The organism is Planomonospora parontospora, from assembly GCA_014647935.1.
GTDB lineage: Bacteria > Actinomycetota > Actinomycetes > Streptosporangiales > Streptosporangiaceae > Planomonospora > Planomonospora parontospora.
In genome coordinates this window covers 147,676-162,895 of sequence record BMQD01000005.1, presented here as the reverse complement: position 1 = coordinate 162,895, position 15,220 = coordinate 147,676, and the positions used below count along the sequence as shown (strand labels likewise).

The following is a 15,220-nucleotide window of genomic DNA, read 5'->3' as shown; positions in this document are numbered from 1 at the left end:
CCGACCCATCCCGACAGCACGAAGGAGTGGCTGGACGTGACTGAGGCCCAGCAGGAGACCGCGGCCAAGGCGGCTCCCGATCTCGCAGCCCTGGAGCAGGAGGGCGAGATCGCGGCCGACTATCTCGAAGGGCTGCTCGACATCGCCGACATCGACGGTGACATCGACATGGACGTCGAGGGCGATCGCGCCGTCGTCTCCGTGGTGGACGTCAAGGGCGGCGATCTGGTGGGTCCCAACGGTGAGGTCCTGGAGGCGCTCCAGGAGCTCACCCGGCTGGCGGTCCACCGGCAGATGGGGGAGCGCTCGCGGCTGATGCTCGACATCGGCGGTTACCGCGACCGCCGCCGGGCCGAGCTCCGCGAACTCGGCACCAAGATCGCCGGGGACGTCAAGCGCTCCGGCGAGCCCAAGTCCCTCCAGCCGATGACGCCGTTCGAGCGCAAGATCGTGCACGATGCCGTGGCCGCCGCGGGCCTGCGCAGCGAGTCCGAGGGCGAGGAGCCCCGTCGCTTCGTGGTGGTGCTCCCCGCCTGACCGCCCCGGCGGGCGGACGATCGGCCGCCGTCCCTGGCACGCCAGGGACGGCGGCCTTTTTCGTCCCTCTTGCCGACACGGCGGATCCCTCCGGACGTCGGCTAACGTTGGTTCGCATAGCGCATGTCGGCAACGGCTCACACCCCCGGGGGTGGCCCGCTGATTCTGAGGAGAGAGTGATCATCCAGTGAGCGACCAGTTGCCCGAACCGCCCGAGGTGGCACGTGAGGTGTTCACCGGTGAGGCCTGGTCCCGAGCGGAGGCGTTCGCGGAGTTGCTCGCCGGTCCAGGAGTGGTGCGCGGACTGCTCGGCCCCCGCGAGGTGCCCAGGATCTGGGACCGCCATCTGCTCAACTGCGCGGTGGTCGCCGAGGCCGTCCCCGAGGACGTGCGGCTGGTGGACATCGGCTCGGGCGCGGGCCTGCCCGGCCTCGTGCTCGCCATCGTCCGGCCCGACATCTCGGTCACGCTCCTCGAACCACTCCTGCGCCGGACGGTCTTCCTCCAGGAGTGCGTCGATTCACTGAAACTGGAGAACGTCGAAGTGCTGCGCGGCCGGGCCGAGGAGTTCGCCGGCAAGCGCGAGTTCGACGTGGCCTCCGCGCGGGCGGTGGCGCCGCTCGACCGGTTGCTGTCCTGGGCGCTGCCGTTGCTCTGCGAGGGGGGAGAACTGCTCGCGATGAAGGGGGAGCGTGCGGCGGAGGAACTGGCCGAGGCCGAGGCGCAATTGCGGTCCAGTGGAGTGCTGACCGCCGAGCTTGTATCCGTCGGGCACGGTAAGGTCGAGCCGCATGCAACTCTCATCCGGGTGGTCGCCGGTCGGGCCCCCGAGAGAGCCCGGCAGGCCTCTCGCCGAAAGGATCGTGCTCCGCGCCCGAAACGGGTGCGAGGCCAGTAGACGGACCGAAAAGCGAGTGCAAGGCCAAGGAGATCCGGTGAGTCGAACGCTCCCCGGCGCGAGCGCCGGGTTCTCCACGCTGGACGATCGCGGACGTGTGATCACCAGCACGGCAGGGGGTCTCGGCTGGCCGGAGACCCCCCTCTCTTCTCCGCTCGGCAGTCCCTCAGGCCTGGGATGGCCGGCCTCGGCTCCTCCCGCCGCGGCCCGGCCGGTGGAAAGGAAGACGACCGTGACCCCCAATCCCCTTAACCCCGGCGAATCGCCGCTGGTACGAGAGGCACTCAGCTCAGTGGTTTCACGTGAAACATCGCCCCAGAACACCACGGTCGCTTCCGGTAACTCCTCGGCGACCCGGGACGGCGACTGGCCCCGGCCACCCAAGACCCGGATCTTCACCGTCGCGAACCAGAAGGGCGGTGTGGGAAAGACCACGACGTCGGTCAACCTGGCGGCGGCACTCTCCATGCACGGTCAGCGCGTCCTGGTGGTGGACCTCGACCCGCAGGGCAACGCCTCGACGGCCCTGGCCATCGAGCATCGCGGCGACGTGCCGGACATGTACAAGGTCCTGGTGGAGGACATGCCGCTCATCGAGGTGGTGAAGGAGGTCCCGGACATGCCCGGCCTCTACTGCGCCCCCGCCACCATCGACCTCGCGGGCGCGGAGATCGAGCTGGTCTCCATGGTGGCCCGCGAGGCCCGGCTGCAGCGGGCGCTGGCCGCCTACGACGCCATCGAGTTCGACTACATCCTCATCGACTGCCCGCCCTCGCTCGGCCTGCTGACCGTCAACGCGCTGATGGCCGCGAACGAGCTGCTGATCCCGATCCAGTGCGAGTACTACGCGCTGGAGGGCCTGGGCCAGCTGCTCCGGAACGTGGAGCTGGTCCGCGCCCACCTGAACCCCACCCTCGACCTGTCCACCATCCTCATGACGATGTACGACGGCCGTACCCGGCTCGCCTCGCAGGTCGCGGAAGAGGTACGGTCCCATTTCGGTGACACGGTGCTGAGCACGCTCATCCCGCGGAGCGTGCGTGTCTCCGAGGCGCCCAGCTACGGGCAGTCGGTCATGACCTACGACCCGGGCTCCAGCGGTGCGATGGCCTACATGGACGCCGCCCGTGAGATCGCCTACCGCGGCGCGGCCGTGTGAGCGGCGGGGAGCGCCTCGGCGGTGCCGCCGCGGATGTTACTGAGGGCGAGACGTCGAGCCTTGGGGAGGGGCAGTGAGTAAGCAGCCGAGAGGACTGGGCAAAGGGCTGGGGGCACTGATCCCCACGGCTCCCCCGCCCGCGGAGCCCACCGCGCACGCCGGGTCCGGCGCGACCGCGACCATGGTGGCTCCGGAGCCGGCTCCTCAGGAGCAGAGCCTCAAGCCGGTCGCCGGCGCCTACTTCCTCGAGGTCCCGGTCGGGGACATCGTGCCGAACCCCCGGCAGCCCCGGGAGATCTTCGATGACGAGGCGCTTAAGGAACTGGCCGCCTCGATCAAGGAGGTCGGTCTTCTCCAGCCCATCGTGGTCCGGAGGGCGGGGGGCGACCGGTACGAACTCATCATGGGGGAGCGTCGCTGGCGGGCCTCCACGATGGCCGGGCTGGAGCTGATTCCGGCGATCGTGCGGGACACCCAGGAGGACAAGCTCCTTCTGGACGCCCTGATCGAGAACCTCCAGCGCGAGCAGCTCAACGCGCTGGAAGAGGCGGCCGCCTACCGTCAGCTCCTGGACGACTTCGGCGCCACCCACGAACAGCTCGCCACCCGCATCGGCCGTTCCCGCTCGCACGTGACGAACACCATCCGGCTCCTCAACCTTCCGCCCCGGGTCCAGAACCGGGTGGCGGCGGGCACGATCAGCGCCGGCCACGCCCGGGCCCTGCTGAGCCTGGATGATCCGGCCGCACAGGAACGCCTTGCAGACCGGATCGTGGCCGAGCTCCTCTCGGTCCGCGCCGTCGAGGAGATCGTGGCGATGGGGGACGCCTCGGCGGCTTCCGCCCCCGCGCCTCGCGCTCCGCGGGCCAAGCCCGAGGAGGACCCCTCGCTCCGCCGCCTGGCGGACAGACTCTCGGACCACTTCGAAACCCGGGTGAAGGTGGACTTCGGCCGCCGCAAGGGACGCATCGTGGTGGAGTTCGCGACCATCGACGATCTGGAGCGCATCATCGCGACGATGGCTCCCGGCTCGGTGGAATCGCCGGAGGAGTAGTACCCGCTCAGGCTGCATGCATGGCCGTCGTGTTTCACGTGAAACACGACGGCCATTCTTATGCTGCTGGGGGTGCGTACGCTGCGCGATGGCCGGGGGTGCGTACGCTGCGCGATGGTTGGGGTGGGGGCGCACGGGGGCGGTCCGGTGGTCCTGCCGGCGTATAAAGCACCGCACCCCGCACCCCGCGCGCCCGAGCCCAGGCCGGAGGCCGGAGAACACCAGAGCTCAGCTGAGACGGCTACCACACGGACCGGCTCGCCCCCGTGCGCCCCCACCCCGGCCACCACGCAGCATCCGCACCCGCCCGGCCCGCCCCAGCGAACCGGACCGCCCCACGCGAGAGGGTCGATGTGTTTCACGTGAAACATCCCACGGAGACGGTCGGTGTTTCACGTGAAACCGTACGGCTGGAGGACAAGCGGCCGGGTCGGCCGCCTCAGGGGCGGGGTTGGATGACGGCGCGGATGTCCGCGACGAAGGTGTCGATGTGCTCGGGGGTGGTGTCGAAGGCGGCCATCCAGCGGACCACGTTCTCCGAAGCGTCCCACGTGTGGAAGAGATAGCGCTGTTGCAGCTCGGCGATCGCCTTCTCCGGCAGCGCCGGGAATACGGCGTTGGACTGAACCGGGTAGCGGAGGGAGACTCCAGGGAGATCGGTGACGCCGTCGGCGAGTCGATGGGCCATCGCGTTGGCGTGGGCGGCGTTCTCCCGCCAGAGGTCGTCGGTGAGGAGCGCGGTCAGCTGGGCGGAGACGAAGCGCATCTTCGAGGCGAGCTGCATCCCCTGCTTGCGGAGGAACAGCGCCGGTGCGTCCAGCTCGGGGCGGAGGACGACCAGGGCCTCGGCGCCCAGGGCCCCGTTCTTGGTACCGCCGAAGCTGAGCAGGTCCACTCCCGCGTCGGTGGTCAGGGCGCGCAGCGGACAGCCGAGCTCGGCGGCGGCGTTGGCCAGACGGGCGCCGTCCATGTGCAGGAAGAGACCGTTGGAGTGGGCGAACTCCGCGAGCTCGGAGATCTCGTCGGCGGTGTAGACCGTGCCGCACTCGGTCACCTGGGAGATGGAGATGACGCGCGGCTGGGCGTACTGGGTGTTCCCGACGACGGAGAGGTGCTCGCGGACGTCGTCGGCGGTGATCTTGCCGTCGTCCGTCGGGAGGGGGATGAGCTTGGCGCCGAGGATCCGTTCGGCGGCGCCGCACTCATGGGTGTTGATGTGCGCCGTGGCCGGGCAGAGCACGGAGTCGTAGGAGCGCAGCGCCAGGCCCAACCCCACGACGTTGGCCCCGGTGCCGTTGAACATCGCGTACGCCCGCGCCCGCGCACCGAACTGGCTCCGGAAGGCGTCTTCCATCGCCTGGGTCCAGGGGTCGGCGCCGTAGGCGGGAGCGTCTCCGGCGTTGGCTTCCGCGACGGCCGCGAGCACCTTGGGATGCACGCCGGCGTGGTTGTCGCTGGCGAAGCTCTTGGGAAAGAGAGTGGAGGTCAGCACAGTGCCAGCGTATGGGAGCCGCCCTCCCCGCCGATCAGGCGGTGCGCCGGTCCGCCCGGAGGCGGGAGGGCTTCACCCGGGAGCGGGGAGGCGCGGGATTCAGGCCGCGCCGCGGGCGGCGGCCTGCTCCAGCAGCGAGCGGCAGAGGGAGCCGAGGTCGTGGTCGGCGGCCTCGACGGCCATGGGGAAGAGGGAGGTCTCGGTCATGCCGGGAGCGACGTTGACCTCCAGGAAGTGCGGCAGGCCGTTCCCGTCGACGATCAGATCGGTCCGGGAGATGTCGCGCAGGCCCAGGGCGGCGTGCGCGGTCACGGCCATCTCGGCGCAGGCGGCCGCGACCTCGGGGGACAGGCGGGCCGGAGCGAAGAACTCCGTACGGCCCGCGGTGTAGCGGGCCGCGTAGTCGTAGACGCCGTCATCGGGGACGATCTCCACCGGTGGCAGGGCGACGGGTCCCTCACCGAGGTCCACCACGGAGACGGCCACCTCGACGCCCTCGACGCAGCGCTCGATCAGAGCGGTGTCCCCGTAGGCGAAGCAGCCCACCATGGCGGAGGGCAGTTCCTCGGCCGTGCGCACGATCGAGGCGCCGAGGGCGGATCCGCCCCGGGAGGGCTTGACGAACAGCGGGAGCCCCAGCCGCTCGACGATCCGGGCCAGCACGGCGGAGGCGCCGAGGTCGTGGAACGTCTCCTTGGGGAGCGTCACCGACTCGGGGGTGCGCACGCCGGCGGAGCGAACGACCGTCTTGGCGGTGGGCTTGTCGAATGCGACCCGGCATGCTTCGGACCTGGCGCCCACGTAGGGGACGGAGAGGAGCTCCAGCACCGAGCGAATGGCGCCGTCCTCGCCGGCTCCGCCGTGCAGCGTCACGAAGACGGCGCTGGGCGGGTCGGCCAGCACCCGGGGGACGAGGGAGGCGTCGATGTCGCGTGCCTCGACGGAGACGCCCGCCGCACGCAGCACCTCGCTCACCCGCCGCCCCGAGCGCAGCGAGACCTCCCGCTCGTAGGACAGGCCGCCTGCCAGGACGAGCACATGGCCGAGATCACTCATCCGCACACCTTCTCCTTCAGGCCCGCACGAGCCCGTCGAACCGCTCTTCTCGTCGTCGGGCCGGGCGCCGGACGACAGCGTTCACCGTACGGCACCGCCCCGCGGCCGGCCCACGCGGCGGCCCGTCACGGGGGAAACCGGCTCCGGAAGGGGCCGGAGCCGGTGGGACCGCGCTACGCGGGAGCCGGCGTCACGCGAGGTCGGGTCCCGGGGTGTCCACCCCGATGTGGTCGGGGAAGGCGCCGGGGCCGAACGTGTCGCGCAGCTGCAGCTCCTGCTCGACCACCCCGGCCAGTCGGCGCACGCCCTCGCGGATGCGCTCGGGCTCCGGGTAGCAGTAGGACAGCCGCATGTTCCGGGCGCCGCTCCCGTCGGCGAAGAAACCGGTGCCCGGGACGAACGCCACCCGCTCGGCGACTGCCCGGGGCAGGAGTGCCTTGGAGTCCAGCCCCTCGGGGAGGGTGGCCCAGACGAAGAACCCGCCGCTCGGCCGCGTCCAGGAGCACTCGGCGGGCATCAGGGACTCCAGCGAGGAGAGCATGGTGTCCCGGCGCTCGCGGTAGAGCTCCCGGAAGGTCTTGATCTGCTCGCGCCAGGGCTGGGTGGCGAGGTATTCGCCCACGGCGAGCTGGGTGAAGGCGGAGTGCGACAGCACGGCCGACTCCATCGCCAGCACGAGTTTGTCGCGGATGGCGTGCGGTGCGAGCGCCCAGCCCACCCGGAAGCCGGGGGCGAGCGTCTTGGAGAACGACCCCAGGTAGACCACGCCGTCGGGGTTGTCGGCGCGCAGCGCCCGCATGGGCTCGCCGTCGAAGCCGAGCAGGCCGTACGGATTGTCCTCGACGATGAGCACGCCCGCGCGCTGGCAGATGTCCAGCACCTGCGCTCTGCGCGCGGCGTTGAGCGTCACCCCCGCCGGGTTCTGGAAGGTGGGGATCGTGTAGAGGAACTTGATGCGGCTGCCCGCGGTCTGCAGCGCGTAGACGGTCTGCGCCAGCGACTCGGGGATGATGCCCTCATCGTCCATGGCGATGTGCACGACCTTCGCCTGGTAGGCGGAGAAGGTGCCCAGCGCGCCCACGTAGGAGGGGCCCTCGGCCAGGATGACGTCGCCGGGGTCGATGAAGATGCGGGTGATGAGGTCGAGGGCCTGCTGCGAGCCGACGGTCACCACGACGTCGTCGGCGTGCCCCTCGATCCCCTCCAGGCGCATGACGTCGCAGATCTGCTCGCGCAGGTGCGGGTCGCCCTGGCCCGAGCCGTACTGGAGCGCGACCGGGCCGCGGCGGGCCACGAGGTCGGCGACGAGCTCTCCCACGACGTCCAGGGGCAGGGCCGTGACGTACGGCATGCCGCCGGCCAGCGAGACCACCTCGGGTCTCGACGCGACGGCGAAGAGAGCTCGAACCTCGGAGGCGACCATCCCGGTAGCCCGTGCGGCGTACCGATCGACGTAGGCATCGATGCGCGACCCGTGGGCCGCGACGGTCCGACCGTGATCCGAGTCCTGGGGTGCCACGGTCCACCTCCTCGTCGTAGGAGCACAACGTGCTCAAGCTAGATAAACCAGGGTACGTCAGTGGCACCTCTACTCCCCGTGGGGGATCGGAGCCCTGAAACGATGACCTCCGCTGGGCTACGATGCCAGCTGGGGAAGCGGTTTTCGCGGGTTTCCCCACCGTGGCCAGGAAGGCCTGGGCACTCGTCTCGCACGCGATTGGGGCCAACAGGTGTCGCGTCGGTTGGTGAACGTCACTCTCGACAACCTCGACGACCTGCCGCGCCGCTGCCGCCGGTGCGTCTTCTGGGAGCTCGATCCGGTCAGCGGGGACCGGGCCCTGGAGGCCGGCGACCCGGGGCTGGAGAAGGAGGCGTGGATCTCCTCCACCCTGCTGGAGTGGGGCAGCTGCGGCAAGATCGCCTATGTGGACGGTGCGGCGGCCGGCTTCGTGCTCTACGCGCCCCCGCTCTACGTGCCCCGTTCGGCGGCCTTCCCGACCTCGCCGGTCAGCGCCGACGCCGTGCTGCTGATGACCGCGCACATCGTCCCGGAGTTCTCCGGCGGCGGTCTGGGCAGGATGCTGGTCCAGGGCGTGGCCAAGGACCTGACCCGGCGCGGGGTGCGGGCGATCGAGGCGTTCGGCGACCTGAAGTGGGAGCAGCCGGGGGCGTGCGTCATGCCCGCCGACTACCTCCTGGCGGTCGGCTTCAAGACGGTCCGGCCGCACCTGCGCTTTCCCCGGCTCCGCCTGGAGCTCAAGAGCGCCGTCTCGTGGCGTGAGGACGTCGAGGTGGCACTGGAGAGGCTCCTGGGGTCGATGAGTCCGGAGAGGGCTCTGCGGCCCGTCTGAGCCGCCCTGGAGGCCGCCGGGCTCCGGCGGGCCCGCGGACGCGCAAGAGCCCCCTCGGGGGGAGGGGGCTCTCACTTGGGTGGGTGTGCCGCTCGGAAGCGGGTGGTACGGCCCGGCGTCGCCGTGGGGAGCGACCGGCCGCAGGGGGCCCTCCAGAGGCCCGCGCGCAGGCCGCCTAGATGATGCCCTCGAGCTCGCGAAGCAGCATGGCCTTCGGCTTGGCGCCGATGATCTGCTTCACGACCTCTCCGTTCTTATAGACGTTCATCGTCGGGATCTGGAGTACGCCGTACTGCTGGGCGATCGCCTGATTCTCGTCGACGTTGAGCTTGACGATGGTCAGCTTCTCGGCCTGCTCCCCGGCGATCTCCTCCAGGATCGGCGCGACCTGGCGGCACGGGCCGCACCACTCGGCCCAGAAGTCGACGAGGACGGGCTTGTCGCTCTTGAGCACGTCGGCCTCGAAGCTGGCCTCGGTCACGTTCTTGATGGCGCCCACTGCTTGCTCCCTTGTATCCGGGTTCCTACGACTGCTCTCGGTTCTGGGGTCACTTCTCGTCGTGCTCGGCCAGCCAGCGCTCGGCGTCCAGCGACGCGGCGCAGCCGGTGCCCGCGGCGGTGATCGCCTGGCGGTAGGTGTGGTCCACCACGTCGCCCGCGGCGAAGACGCCGTCCAGGTTGGTGCGGGTCGAGGGGGAGGCGACCTTGACGTAGCCCTCGTCGTCGAGCTCCACCTGGCCCTTGACCAGCTCGGTGCGGGGGTCGTGGCCGATCGCGATGAACAGGCCGGTGACGGCGAGCTCGCTCTCCTCACCGGTCTTGAGGTTGCGCAGCCGTACGCCGGAGACCTTCTCCTCGCCGAGGACGTCGACGACCTCGCTGTCCCAGACGAAACGGATCTTGTCGTTGGCGAACGCGCGGTCCTGCATGATCTTGCTGGCGCGCAGTTCGTCCCGGCGGTGCACGACGGTCACCGAGGCGGCGAACCGGGTGAGGAAGGTGGCCTCCTCCATGGCGGTGTCGCCGCCGCCGACGACCACGATGTCCTGGCCGCGGAAGAAGAAGCCGTCACAGGTGGCGCACCAGGAGACGCCGCGGCCGGACAGCCGCTTCTCGTTGGGCACGCCCAGCTCGCGGTAGCCCGAGCCGGTGGCCAGGATGACGGCCTTGGCGTGGAAGGTGCCGGTGGCGGTCTTGACGACCTTGGGGGTGACGGTCAGGTCGACCTCGACCACGTCGTCCGCGACGAGCTCGGCGCCGAACCGCTCGGCCTGCTTGCGCAGGCCGTCCATCAGGTCGGGGCCCATGATGCCGTCGGGGAAACCGGGGAAGTTCTCCACCTCGGTGGTGTTCATCAGCGCGCCGCCGGCGGTGACCGACCCCTCGAACACCAGGGGGTTGAGGTCGGCGCGTGCGGAGTACACAGCCGATGTGTAACCGGCGGGACCCGATCCGATGATGATCACATTGCGGACGTCCATCACGCGTTGCGCCTTTCCCTCTGCCGTTGCCAGTCGCGTCAACAGATCCTAGGCGTCGGTGATTCCCGGTGACGCCGAAGCCCGGCACGGACGGTTCCGTGCCGGGCTCCTGAGCGGTCCGGGCGGGGTCAGCGCCAGCTGGCGAGCGCGGGCTTGCGCACGGTCTCGCAGGACGGGCCGACCACGTGCACGCGCACGCGGTTCTTGGGCTGGTCGTGCCAGAACAGCACGATGTTGGCCTCCTGCCCGTTGTAGAAGCCCCGGTCGACGGCGAACGGCTGCCTGCCGACCTTCGCGGAGACCTGCTGCACGCAGCGGGTCAGCTCGGAGGTGGCCGCCGTGCCCAGGACGGGCGCCGGGCTGATGTACTCCATCAGCGAGCCGCGGAGCTCCTTGTCGGTGTAGTTCCAGTTGCTGTCGGTCAGCTGGTACTTCGTAGCCGCACTCGGCAGGGGCTGGGCGATCTGCTGCTCCTGCTTCGGACCGGCCGCGGAGAGCATGCCGGTCGCCATCACGGTCGCGCCGGCGACCGCCGCCGCCACTCCCGCCGCCGCGGCGACCGACGCCCAGCGGCGCCGTCCCGCGGCTCTGCGCCGCCTCGACGACGTCACCGGGACCACGGTGCCGTCGTCGCCGACGACCCCCAGCACCGGCACCGGCTCGGGCCGGGTCTCGCGCTCGGGCTCCGGCTCAGGTGCGGTGAGCTCGGGCTCCGGCGCCGGGGGAGGCGTGGCCTCCCAGGGCGCGTCGCGCATCATGTCGTCCCAGGCCGGTGCTTCCACCAGCCCGATTCCACCTCCACGGAAGTTCTCGGCCTCGGCGGCCAGCGCCCGGTCGATGCGGAGCGCGACCCCCATCGGCATCGCCGGGGTGGGCGTCGCCGCCAGAAGCTCACGGACCGCTGCGAGGTCGGCGAGGCTCTCACCACAGGGATCGCAGATCGCGAGATGCTCGCGAACCCGCATGGCCGTGGCGGCGTCGAGGAGACCCTCGGCCAGTTCGGCCAGGACCTCCAGGTCGTAGTGCGTATCACCCGTCACGAAGTTCTGCTCCCTTCGCCGATGAGACGCGAGACAGGTCGGATCGGTTCCGCAGATGCGAAAGAATGGGGACAAGTTTCGCGCGACCACGTGCGCACCGGCTCTTCACGGTGCCGCTCGGCACCTGCAGGACCTGGGCCGCGTCCTCGACCGAGTAGCCCATCATGTCGACGAGCACCAGGGCCGCCCGCTGGTCGGCGGGGAGCAGCTTGAGCGCGGACGAGACCTCCATGGAGACCTCGCGCTCGGCCGTCTGGTCGGGCACCGGGGTCTCGCGCTCGGCGGCCTCGATCAGCTCGTCGTCGGCGACGGGCCGTACGGACTTGCGGCGCATGCGGTCCAGGCAGGCGTTCACCACGATGCGGTGCAGCCACGTGGTGACGGCCGCCTCACCGCGGAAGCTGTCCGCCTTGCGGTAGGCGGAGACGAACGCGTCCTGCACGGCGTCGGCCGCCTCGTCGGGGTCGCCCAGCGTGCGCAGGGCGACCGCCCACATGCGGTCTCGGTGGCGCTTGACTATCTCACTGAAAGCGTGCGGATCCCCGGCGATGTGCCGGGTCAGCAGATCGGCGTCGGACATGGCCGTCCGCGCCTCCTGCTGATCCGCCGTCGGCGGGGTATCGGGTGGGGAATTCACAAGGAAAGTCCTGCTATGCCGATCCGGGAGAACACCTCTACGGAATAGATGGTGCCACGAAATCTCTCATGATCGGCAAGAAGAGCGGTAAACCAGATCAAATCACACCGCTTCCGTCTCGCCGCCCCCGCCGGTCACTTCACCGCGCGGATCTTCACCTCGTTCACCTGGGCGCGGTACTTGCCCTGGTAGGAGGGGCCCTCGGTGAACCAGAGCAGGATGTAACGCCCCTTCTTCGGGGACTTGGCGGTGAGGGTCTCCTTGCCGCCCAGCCCGGAGGCCTTCGCCACCGCGCCCAGGTCGTCGAGGTCCTTGGAGTCGCCCACCCGGAGCTCCACGGTGCCGCCGGAGACGGGCCCGAAGTCGGCCGTCACCTCCTTGACGGCCACGCTCTCCTTCAGGTCGATCAGCAGGCCGACGCCCTTCTTCAACCGGCCGAAGTCGGCGGAGGGGTACGACTCGGAGTGCCAGTCGGTGGAGGGCTTGCCGTCCAGGGCCAGGGACGCGAGCTCGCTCCGCTCGTCGCCGTCGCCCAGCGGGTCGAAGCCCTGGGCGGAGCCGGGCTTCACCTCGCGGGTCGCGGTGGTCCCCGTCGTGGGCGTGGGCGAGGAGCTGCCGCCGGCCTCCGGGGCGTCGCCGGCGTTGCCGATGCTGCGGCCGAGCGTCCAGGCGCCCAGGCCGACCGCGGCCATGACCAGCAGGACGACCAGCCCCACGGCCACCTTGCCGAGCGCCCCGCCGCCCCCGGAGGGGTGCGGCTGCTGGACCGGACGGTACGGCGGGGGCGGAGGCGGGGTGTGGCGCTGCGGGGACGCGGCGGTGTCCAGGCCCTCGGAGCGGGAGGCCGTCACCGGAGGGGCGGGCGGCGGCGCGGGCATGGGCATGGGGGCGGGCCGGGGCACCGAGCTGAGCGCCTCGGCGACCTCCGCGGGGCTGGCCAGCGGGGTCTGGCCGCGCTTGCTCTCCGGCAGCAGCGCCCGGCAGACGATGGTGTCGAGGTAACCGGGAACGCCGGCGGTGACCTGGCGCGGCGTGCAGTAGTGCCCGTTGTCCATCGGCGCGACGGGCAGCCCGCCGGGGGCCTCCTCGCCCGGCCAGTGGCCGGTCAGCCCGGCGTACAGCAGGCGGCCGAGGCCCTCGGCGTCGCCGCGGGCGGCGTCCTCGACCCGCATGTTGTCGTGCACCGCGTCGGCGAGGACCGCGTCGACCCCGAGGCCGAGCAACTTGACCGTGCCGCCCGCCGTCCACACCAGGTGCTCGGGGGTCAGGCACAGGTGCGGGACGCCGGCCTCGTGGGCGTGGGCCAGCGCCTCGGCGACCTCCGCGACCAGTGCGGCGGCGCGCTCGGGCTCCATCGGCCCGGCGGCGACCAGGTCGGCCAGGTTGTCCCCGGTCACCCACTCGCTGACGACGTAGGAGCAGCCGTCGTCCTCGGTGGCGTCGAAGACCTGGGTCAGCCGCGGGTCGGTGAGGCGGCTGGCCGTACGGGCGGCCGAGACCACCTCGTTGAGGCGGGGGAAGTCGGGATCGAAGGTGTGGACGGCGACGGGCCGGGCGAGCACCTCGTCGATGGCCTTCCAGAGCGTGGCCCCGTTGGACTCGTGGACGCGGTCTTCGAGCCGGAACCGTTCGGCCAGCTTCGTGCCGGGCTCGATCGCCGAGGAGGTGCTCATGAACTCTCCGAAACTGGGAACGCGTCAGCGTCGCGCCCTGCGGGCACGTCAGGCCTCATCACACGATGCCGGGTGGATCCGCCCACGCCCTCCTGCTTCCACTCACCGCGCGTCGTCACACGCGTCGCACCATGGTAGTGCCGCACCGTTCCACCCGTGTTCTCCCTACCGGACGGGCGGGGAAAACATCGGAGTCACCGGCGTCCTCGTCCTGTGACCATTCCAACGATCGAACTCACCTCGGGGATGCGCATGCGGTGCGCGACGACCAGGTAGAGCGCCAGGCCGGCCCCGCCGCCCACCGCGAGCATGACGGCCGCGCTGAGCGGGGTCAGACCGGCCAGCTCACGGGTGAGCCAGAGCACACCGAGAGCCGCCAGCGTACCCGGAAGGGCGGCGGTGTACATCCGGGACAGCCCCGAGGCCACCACGCGCCCGTTCAGCCCCCGCGTACGGCGCGAGGCGAGCATCCAGGCGACCACGGTGCCCGTCGCGTAGGCGGCGGTGAGCGCGCACGCCAGTCCCATCACGACGTAGCGCGGCGGCAGGACGGCGGCGGACAGGAGGCTGAGGCCGATGCTCACCGCGGTGTTGCCCGCTCCGATGAAGACCGGGGTGCGGGTGTCGCCGAAGGCGTAGAAGACCCGCAGCAGGAGCTGGAAGAGCGAGAACGGCACCAGCGCCAGGCCGAAGACCTGGAGCACGTTGCCGATGTAGACGGCGTTGTCCAGGGTGTTGTTGCCCCAGGAGTAGATCAGCACGGTGACCGCCGGCCCCAGCACCATCAGCAGCAGCCCGGCCGGGACCAGCAGGACGGCGACCAGGCGCACACCGGAGGCGAACTCGTCGCGGACCGTGCCGAGGTCCCCCTCGGCGGCCGACCGGCTCATCCGGGGCAGCATCGCGGTGATCACCGAGACCGCGATGATCCCGTAGGGGAGCTGGAAGAGCTGGAACGCCTGGGCGTAGGCGGTGTTCCCCGCGCCCTCCGCCTCCCCGCCCGCACCGGAGGCGATCATGGTGGTGACCCAGAAGCCGACCTGGGTGATGAGCACGTAGACGATGCCCCAGCCGGCGGTCCGGCCCATCTCGCCCAGGCCCACGCCGCGCAGGCCGAACCGGGGCCGGAAGCGGAAGCCGGCCCGGTGCAGCGAGACCATCAGCACCAGGCACTGGGCCACGATCCCGGCGGTGGTGCCGAGGCCGAGCAGGGCGAGGTCGGCGTCGCTCACCGCCTCGACGTCCGCACCCGAACGGCCCGCCGTCACCAGGTAGAGGACCAGGACGCCGATCATCACGACGTTGTTGAGCACCGGAGCCCACATCGGCGCGGCGAAGCGGTCGCGGGTGTTGAGGATCGCCCCGGCGAGCGCCCCGACGCCGACGAAGGCGATCTGCGGCAGCACGTACCGGGCCAGCATGACCGCGACCTCGGTCTGCCGGTCGCTCCAGCCGTCGTCGGTGTACAGGCCGATCAGCGGCCCGGCGAGCAGCACCGCCGCCGCGGTGAGCAGGACCAGCGCGACGGTGCCGATCGTCAGCAGCCGCTGCTCGTAGGACCGGCCGCCGTCCGGGTCGCTCTTCTGCCGCCGCACGATCGACGGGACCACGACGCTGCTCAGGATCCCGCCGATGAGGAAGTCGAACAGGATGAACGGGATCGCGTTGGCGACGGTGTAGGCGTCGCCCATGTGCGCGCTGCCGAGCGCGGCCACGAGCACCGCGGCTTTGACGAAGCCCGTGACGCGGGAGACCATCGTGCCCGCGGCCATGATCGCGCTCGCACGCAGGACCCTGCTCATGCTTCTTCCTCCGCTTGGTGAACGCCTGCCGGCTGGGGGG

At 70.9% G+C, this 15,220-nt stretch carries 14 protein-coding genes; 5 read left to right on the top strand and 9 right to left on the bottom strand.

The genetic code is table 11. The annotated features are described in order from the left end of the window. Positions 1 to 36: 36 nt before the first annotated feature. From IEZ07_RS10035 to IEZ07_RS10020, 4 genes are all read left to right on the top strand, one after another. Positions 37 to 537 (top strand): Jag family protein, encoded by a 501-nt coding sequence (locus tag IEZ07_RS10035; RefSeq protein ID WP_191894480.1) that lies wholly within the window; start codon positions 37 to 39, stop codon positions 535 to 537. A 187-nt stretch (positions 538 to 724) separates the two neighbouring features. After that, positions 725 to 1,435, top strand: a complete 711-nt coding sequence (rsmG, locus tag IEZ07_RS10030; RefSeq protein ID WP_191894479.1) for a 16S rRNA (guanine(527)-N(7))-methyltransferase RsmG — start codon at positions 725 to 727, stop codon at positions 1,433 to 1,435. 391 nt (positions 1,436 to 1,826) lie between these two features. After that, positions 1,827 to 2,594 (top strand): ParA family protein, encoded by a 768-nt coding sequence (locus IEZ07_RS10025; RefSeq protein WP_068900548.1) that lies wholly within the window; start codon positions 1,827 to 1,829, stop codon positions 2,592 to 2,594. A gap of 73 nt (positions 2,595 to 2,667) precedes the next feature. Next, positions 2,668 to 3,648, top strand: coding sequence for a ParB/RepB/Spo0J family partition protein (locus tag IEZ07_RS10020; protein ID WP_191894478.1), 981 nt, complete (start codon positions 2,668 to 2,670; stop codon positions 3,646 to 3,648). 439 nt (positions 3,649 to 4,087) lie between these two features. Here IEZ07_RS10020 and IEZ07_RS10015 read toward each other — a convergent pair whose 3' ends face one another. The 3 genes from IEZ07_RS10015 to IEZ07_RS10005 form a co-directional block, all read right to left on the bottom strand. Further along, positions 4,088 to 5,140, bottom strand: coding sequence for a threonine aldolase family protein (locus tag IEZ07_RS10015; RefSeq protein WP_191894477.1), 1,053 nt, complete (start codon positions 5,138 to 5,140; stop codon positions 4,088 to 4,090). Positions 5,141 to 5,239: 99 nt separating this feature from the next. Continuing rightward, entirely contained in the window at positions 5,240 to 6,196 is a 957-nt protein-coding gene (locus IEZ07_RS10010; protein ID WP_191894476.1) for a D-alanine--D-alanine ligase family protein, read from the bottom strand. Between the two features lie 190 nt (positions 6,197 to 6,386). Next, complete coding sequence (locus tag IEZ07_RS10005; protein WP_239319929.1) at positions 6,387 to 7,619, bottom strand: aminotransferase-like domain-containing protein; 1,233 nt, start codon at positions 7,617 to 7,619, stop codon at positions 6,387 to 6,389. A 322-nt stretch (positions 7,620 to 7,941) separates the two neighbouring features. Here IEZ07_RS10005 and IEZ07_RS10000 point away from each other — a divergent pair, with 322 nt between their 5' ends. Continuing rightward, on the top strand, positions 7,942 to 8,547 hold the full coding sequence (locus IEZ07_RS10000; protein WP_231647498.1) for a GNAT family N-acetyltransferase: 606 nt from the start codon (positions 7,942 to 7,944) through the stop codon (positions 8,545 to 8,547). A 175-nt stretch (positions 8,548 to 8,722) separates the two neighbouring features. On the opposite strand, the gene trxA is transcribed toward IEZ07_RS10000, so the two are convergent. The 6 genes from trxA to murJ all read right to left on the bottom strand — a co-directional run bounded on the left by trxA (position 8,723) and on the right by murJ (position 15,180). Continuing rightward, positions 8,723 to 9,046 (bottom strand): thioredoxin, encoded by a 324-nt coding sequence (trxA, locus tag IEZ07_RS09995; RefSeq protein WP_068900295.1) that lies wholly within the window; start codon positions 9,044 to 9,046, stop codon positions 8,723 to 8,725. 49 nt (positions 9,047 to 9,095) lie between these two features. Beyond that, positions 9,096 to 10,031: a thioredoxin-disulfide reductase gene (gene trxB / locus IEZ07_RS09990; RefSeq protein ID WP_068900297.1), complete on the bottom strand. Its 936-nt coding sequence runs from the start codon at positions 10,029 to 10,031 to the stop codon at positions 9,096 to 9,098. A 125-nt stretch (positions 10,032 to 10,156) separates the two neighbouring features. After that, the gene (locus tag IEZ07_RS09985; RefSeq protein WP_191894474.1) at positions 10,157 to 11,068 is read right to left on the bottom strand and encodes an anti-sigma factor family protein; all 912 of its coding nucleotides are present in this window, start codon (positions 11,066 to 11,068) and stop codon (positions 10,157 to 10,159) included. Continuing rightward, positions 11,058 to 11,705 carry an RNA polymerase sigma factor SigM gene (gene sigM / locus IEZ07_RS09980; protein WP_084008702.1) on the bottom strand — a complete coding sequence of 216 codons (648 nt, stop codon included), beginning with the start codon at positions 11,703 to 11,705 and terminating at the stop codon, positions 11,058 to 11,060. Before sigM ends, IEZ07_RS09985 begins: the two co-directional genes overlap by 11 nt. Positions 11,706 to 11,839: 134 nt before the next feature. Further along, a complete protein-coding gene (locus tag IEZ07_RS09975) occupies positions 11,840 to 13,378 on the bottom strand; it encodes a protein kinase family protein (RefSeq protein ID WP_191894473.1) in 1,539 nt (512 codons plus the stop codon). Between the two features lie 194 nt (positions 13,379 to 13,572). After that, positions 13,573 to 15,180 (bottom strand): murein biosynthesis integral membrane protein MurJ, encoded by a 1,608-nt coding sequence (murJ, locus tag IEZ07_RS09970; protein ID WP_191894472.1) that lies wholly within the window; start codon positions 15,178 to 15,180, stop codon positions 13,573 to 13,575. Positions 15,181 to 15,220 lie beyond the last annotated feature (40 nt).

Bases quoted from the DNA above. Each gene is read 5' to 3' on its own strand.
- IEZ07_RS10010 (WP_191894476.1), bottom strand. From the start codon at position 6,196: ATGAGTGATCTCGGCCATGTGCTCGTCCTGGCAGGCGGCCTGTCCTAC.
- IEZ07_RS10005 (WP_239319929.1), bottom strand. From the start codon at position 7,619: ATGGTCGCCTCCGAGGTTCGAGCTCTCTTCGCCGTCGCGTCGAGACCC.
- IEZ07_RS09975 (WP_191894473.1), bottom strand. From the start codon at position 13,378: ATGAGCACCTCCTCGGCGATCGAGCCCGGCACGAAGCTGGCCGAACGG.
- murJ (WP_191894472.1), bottom strand. From the start codon at position 15,180: ATGAGCAGGGTCCTGCGTGCGAGCGCGATCATGGCCGCGGGCACGATG.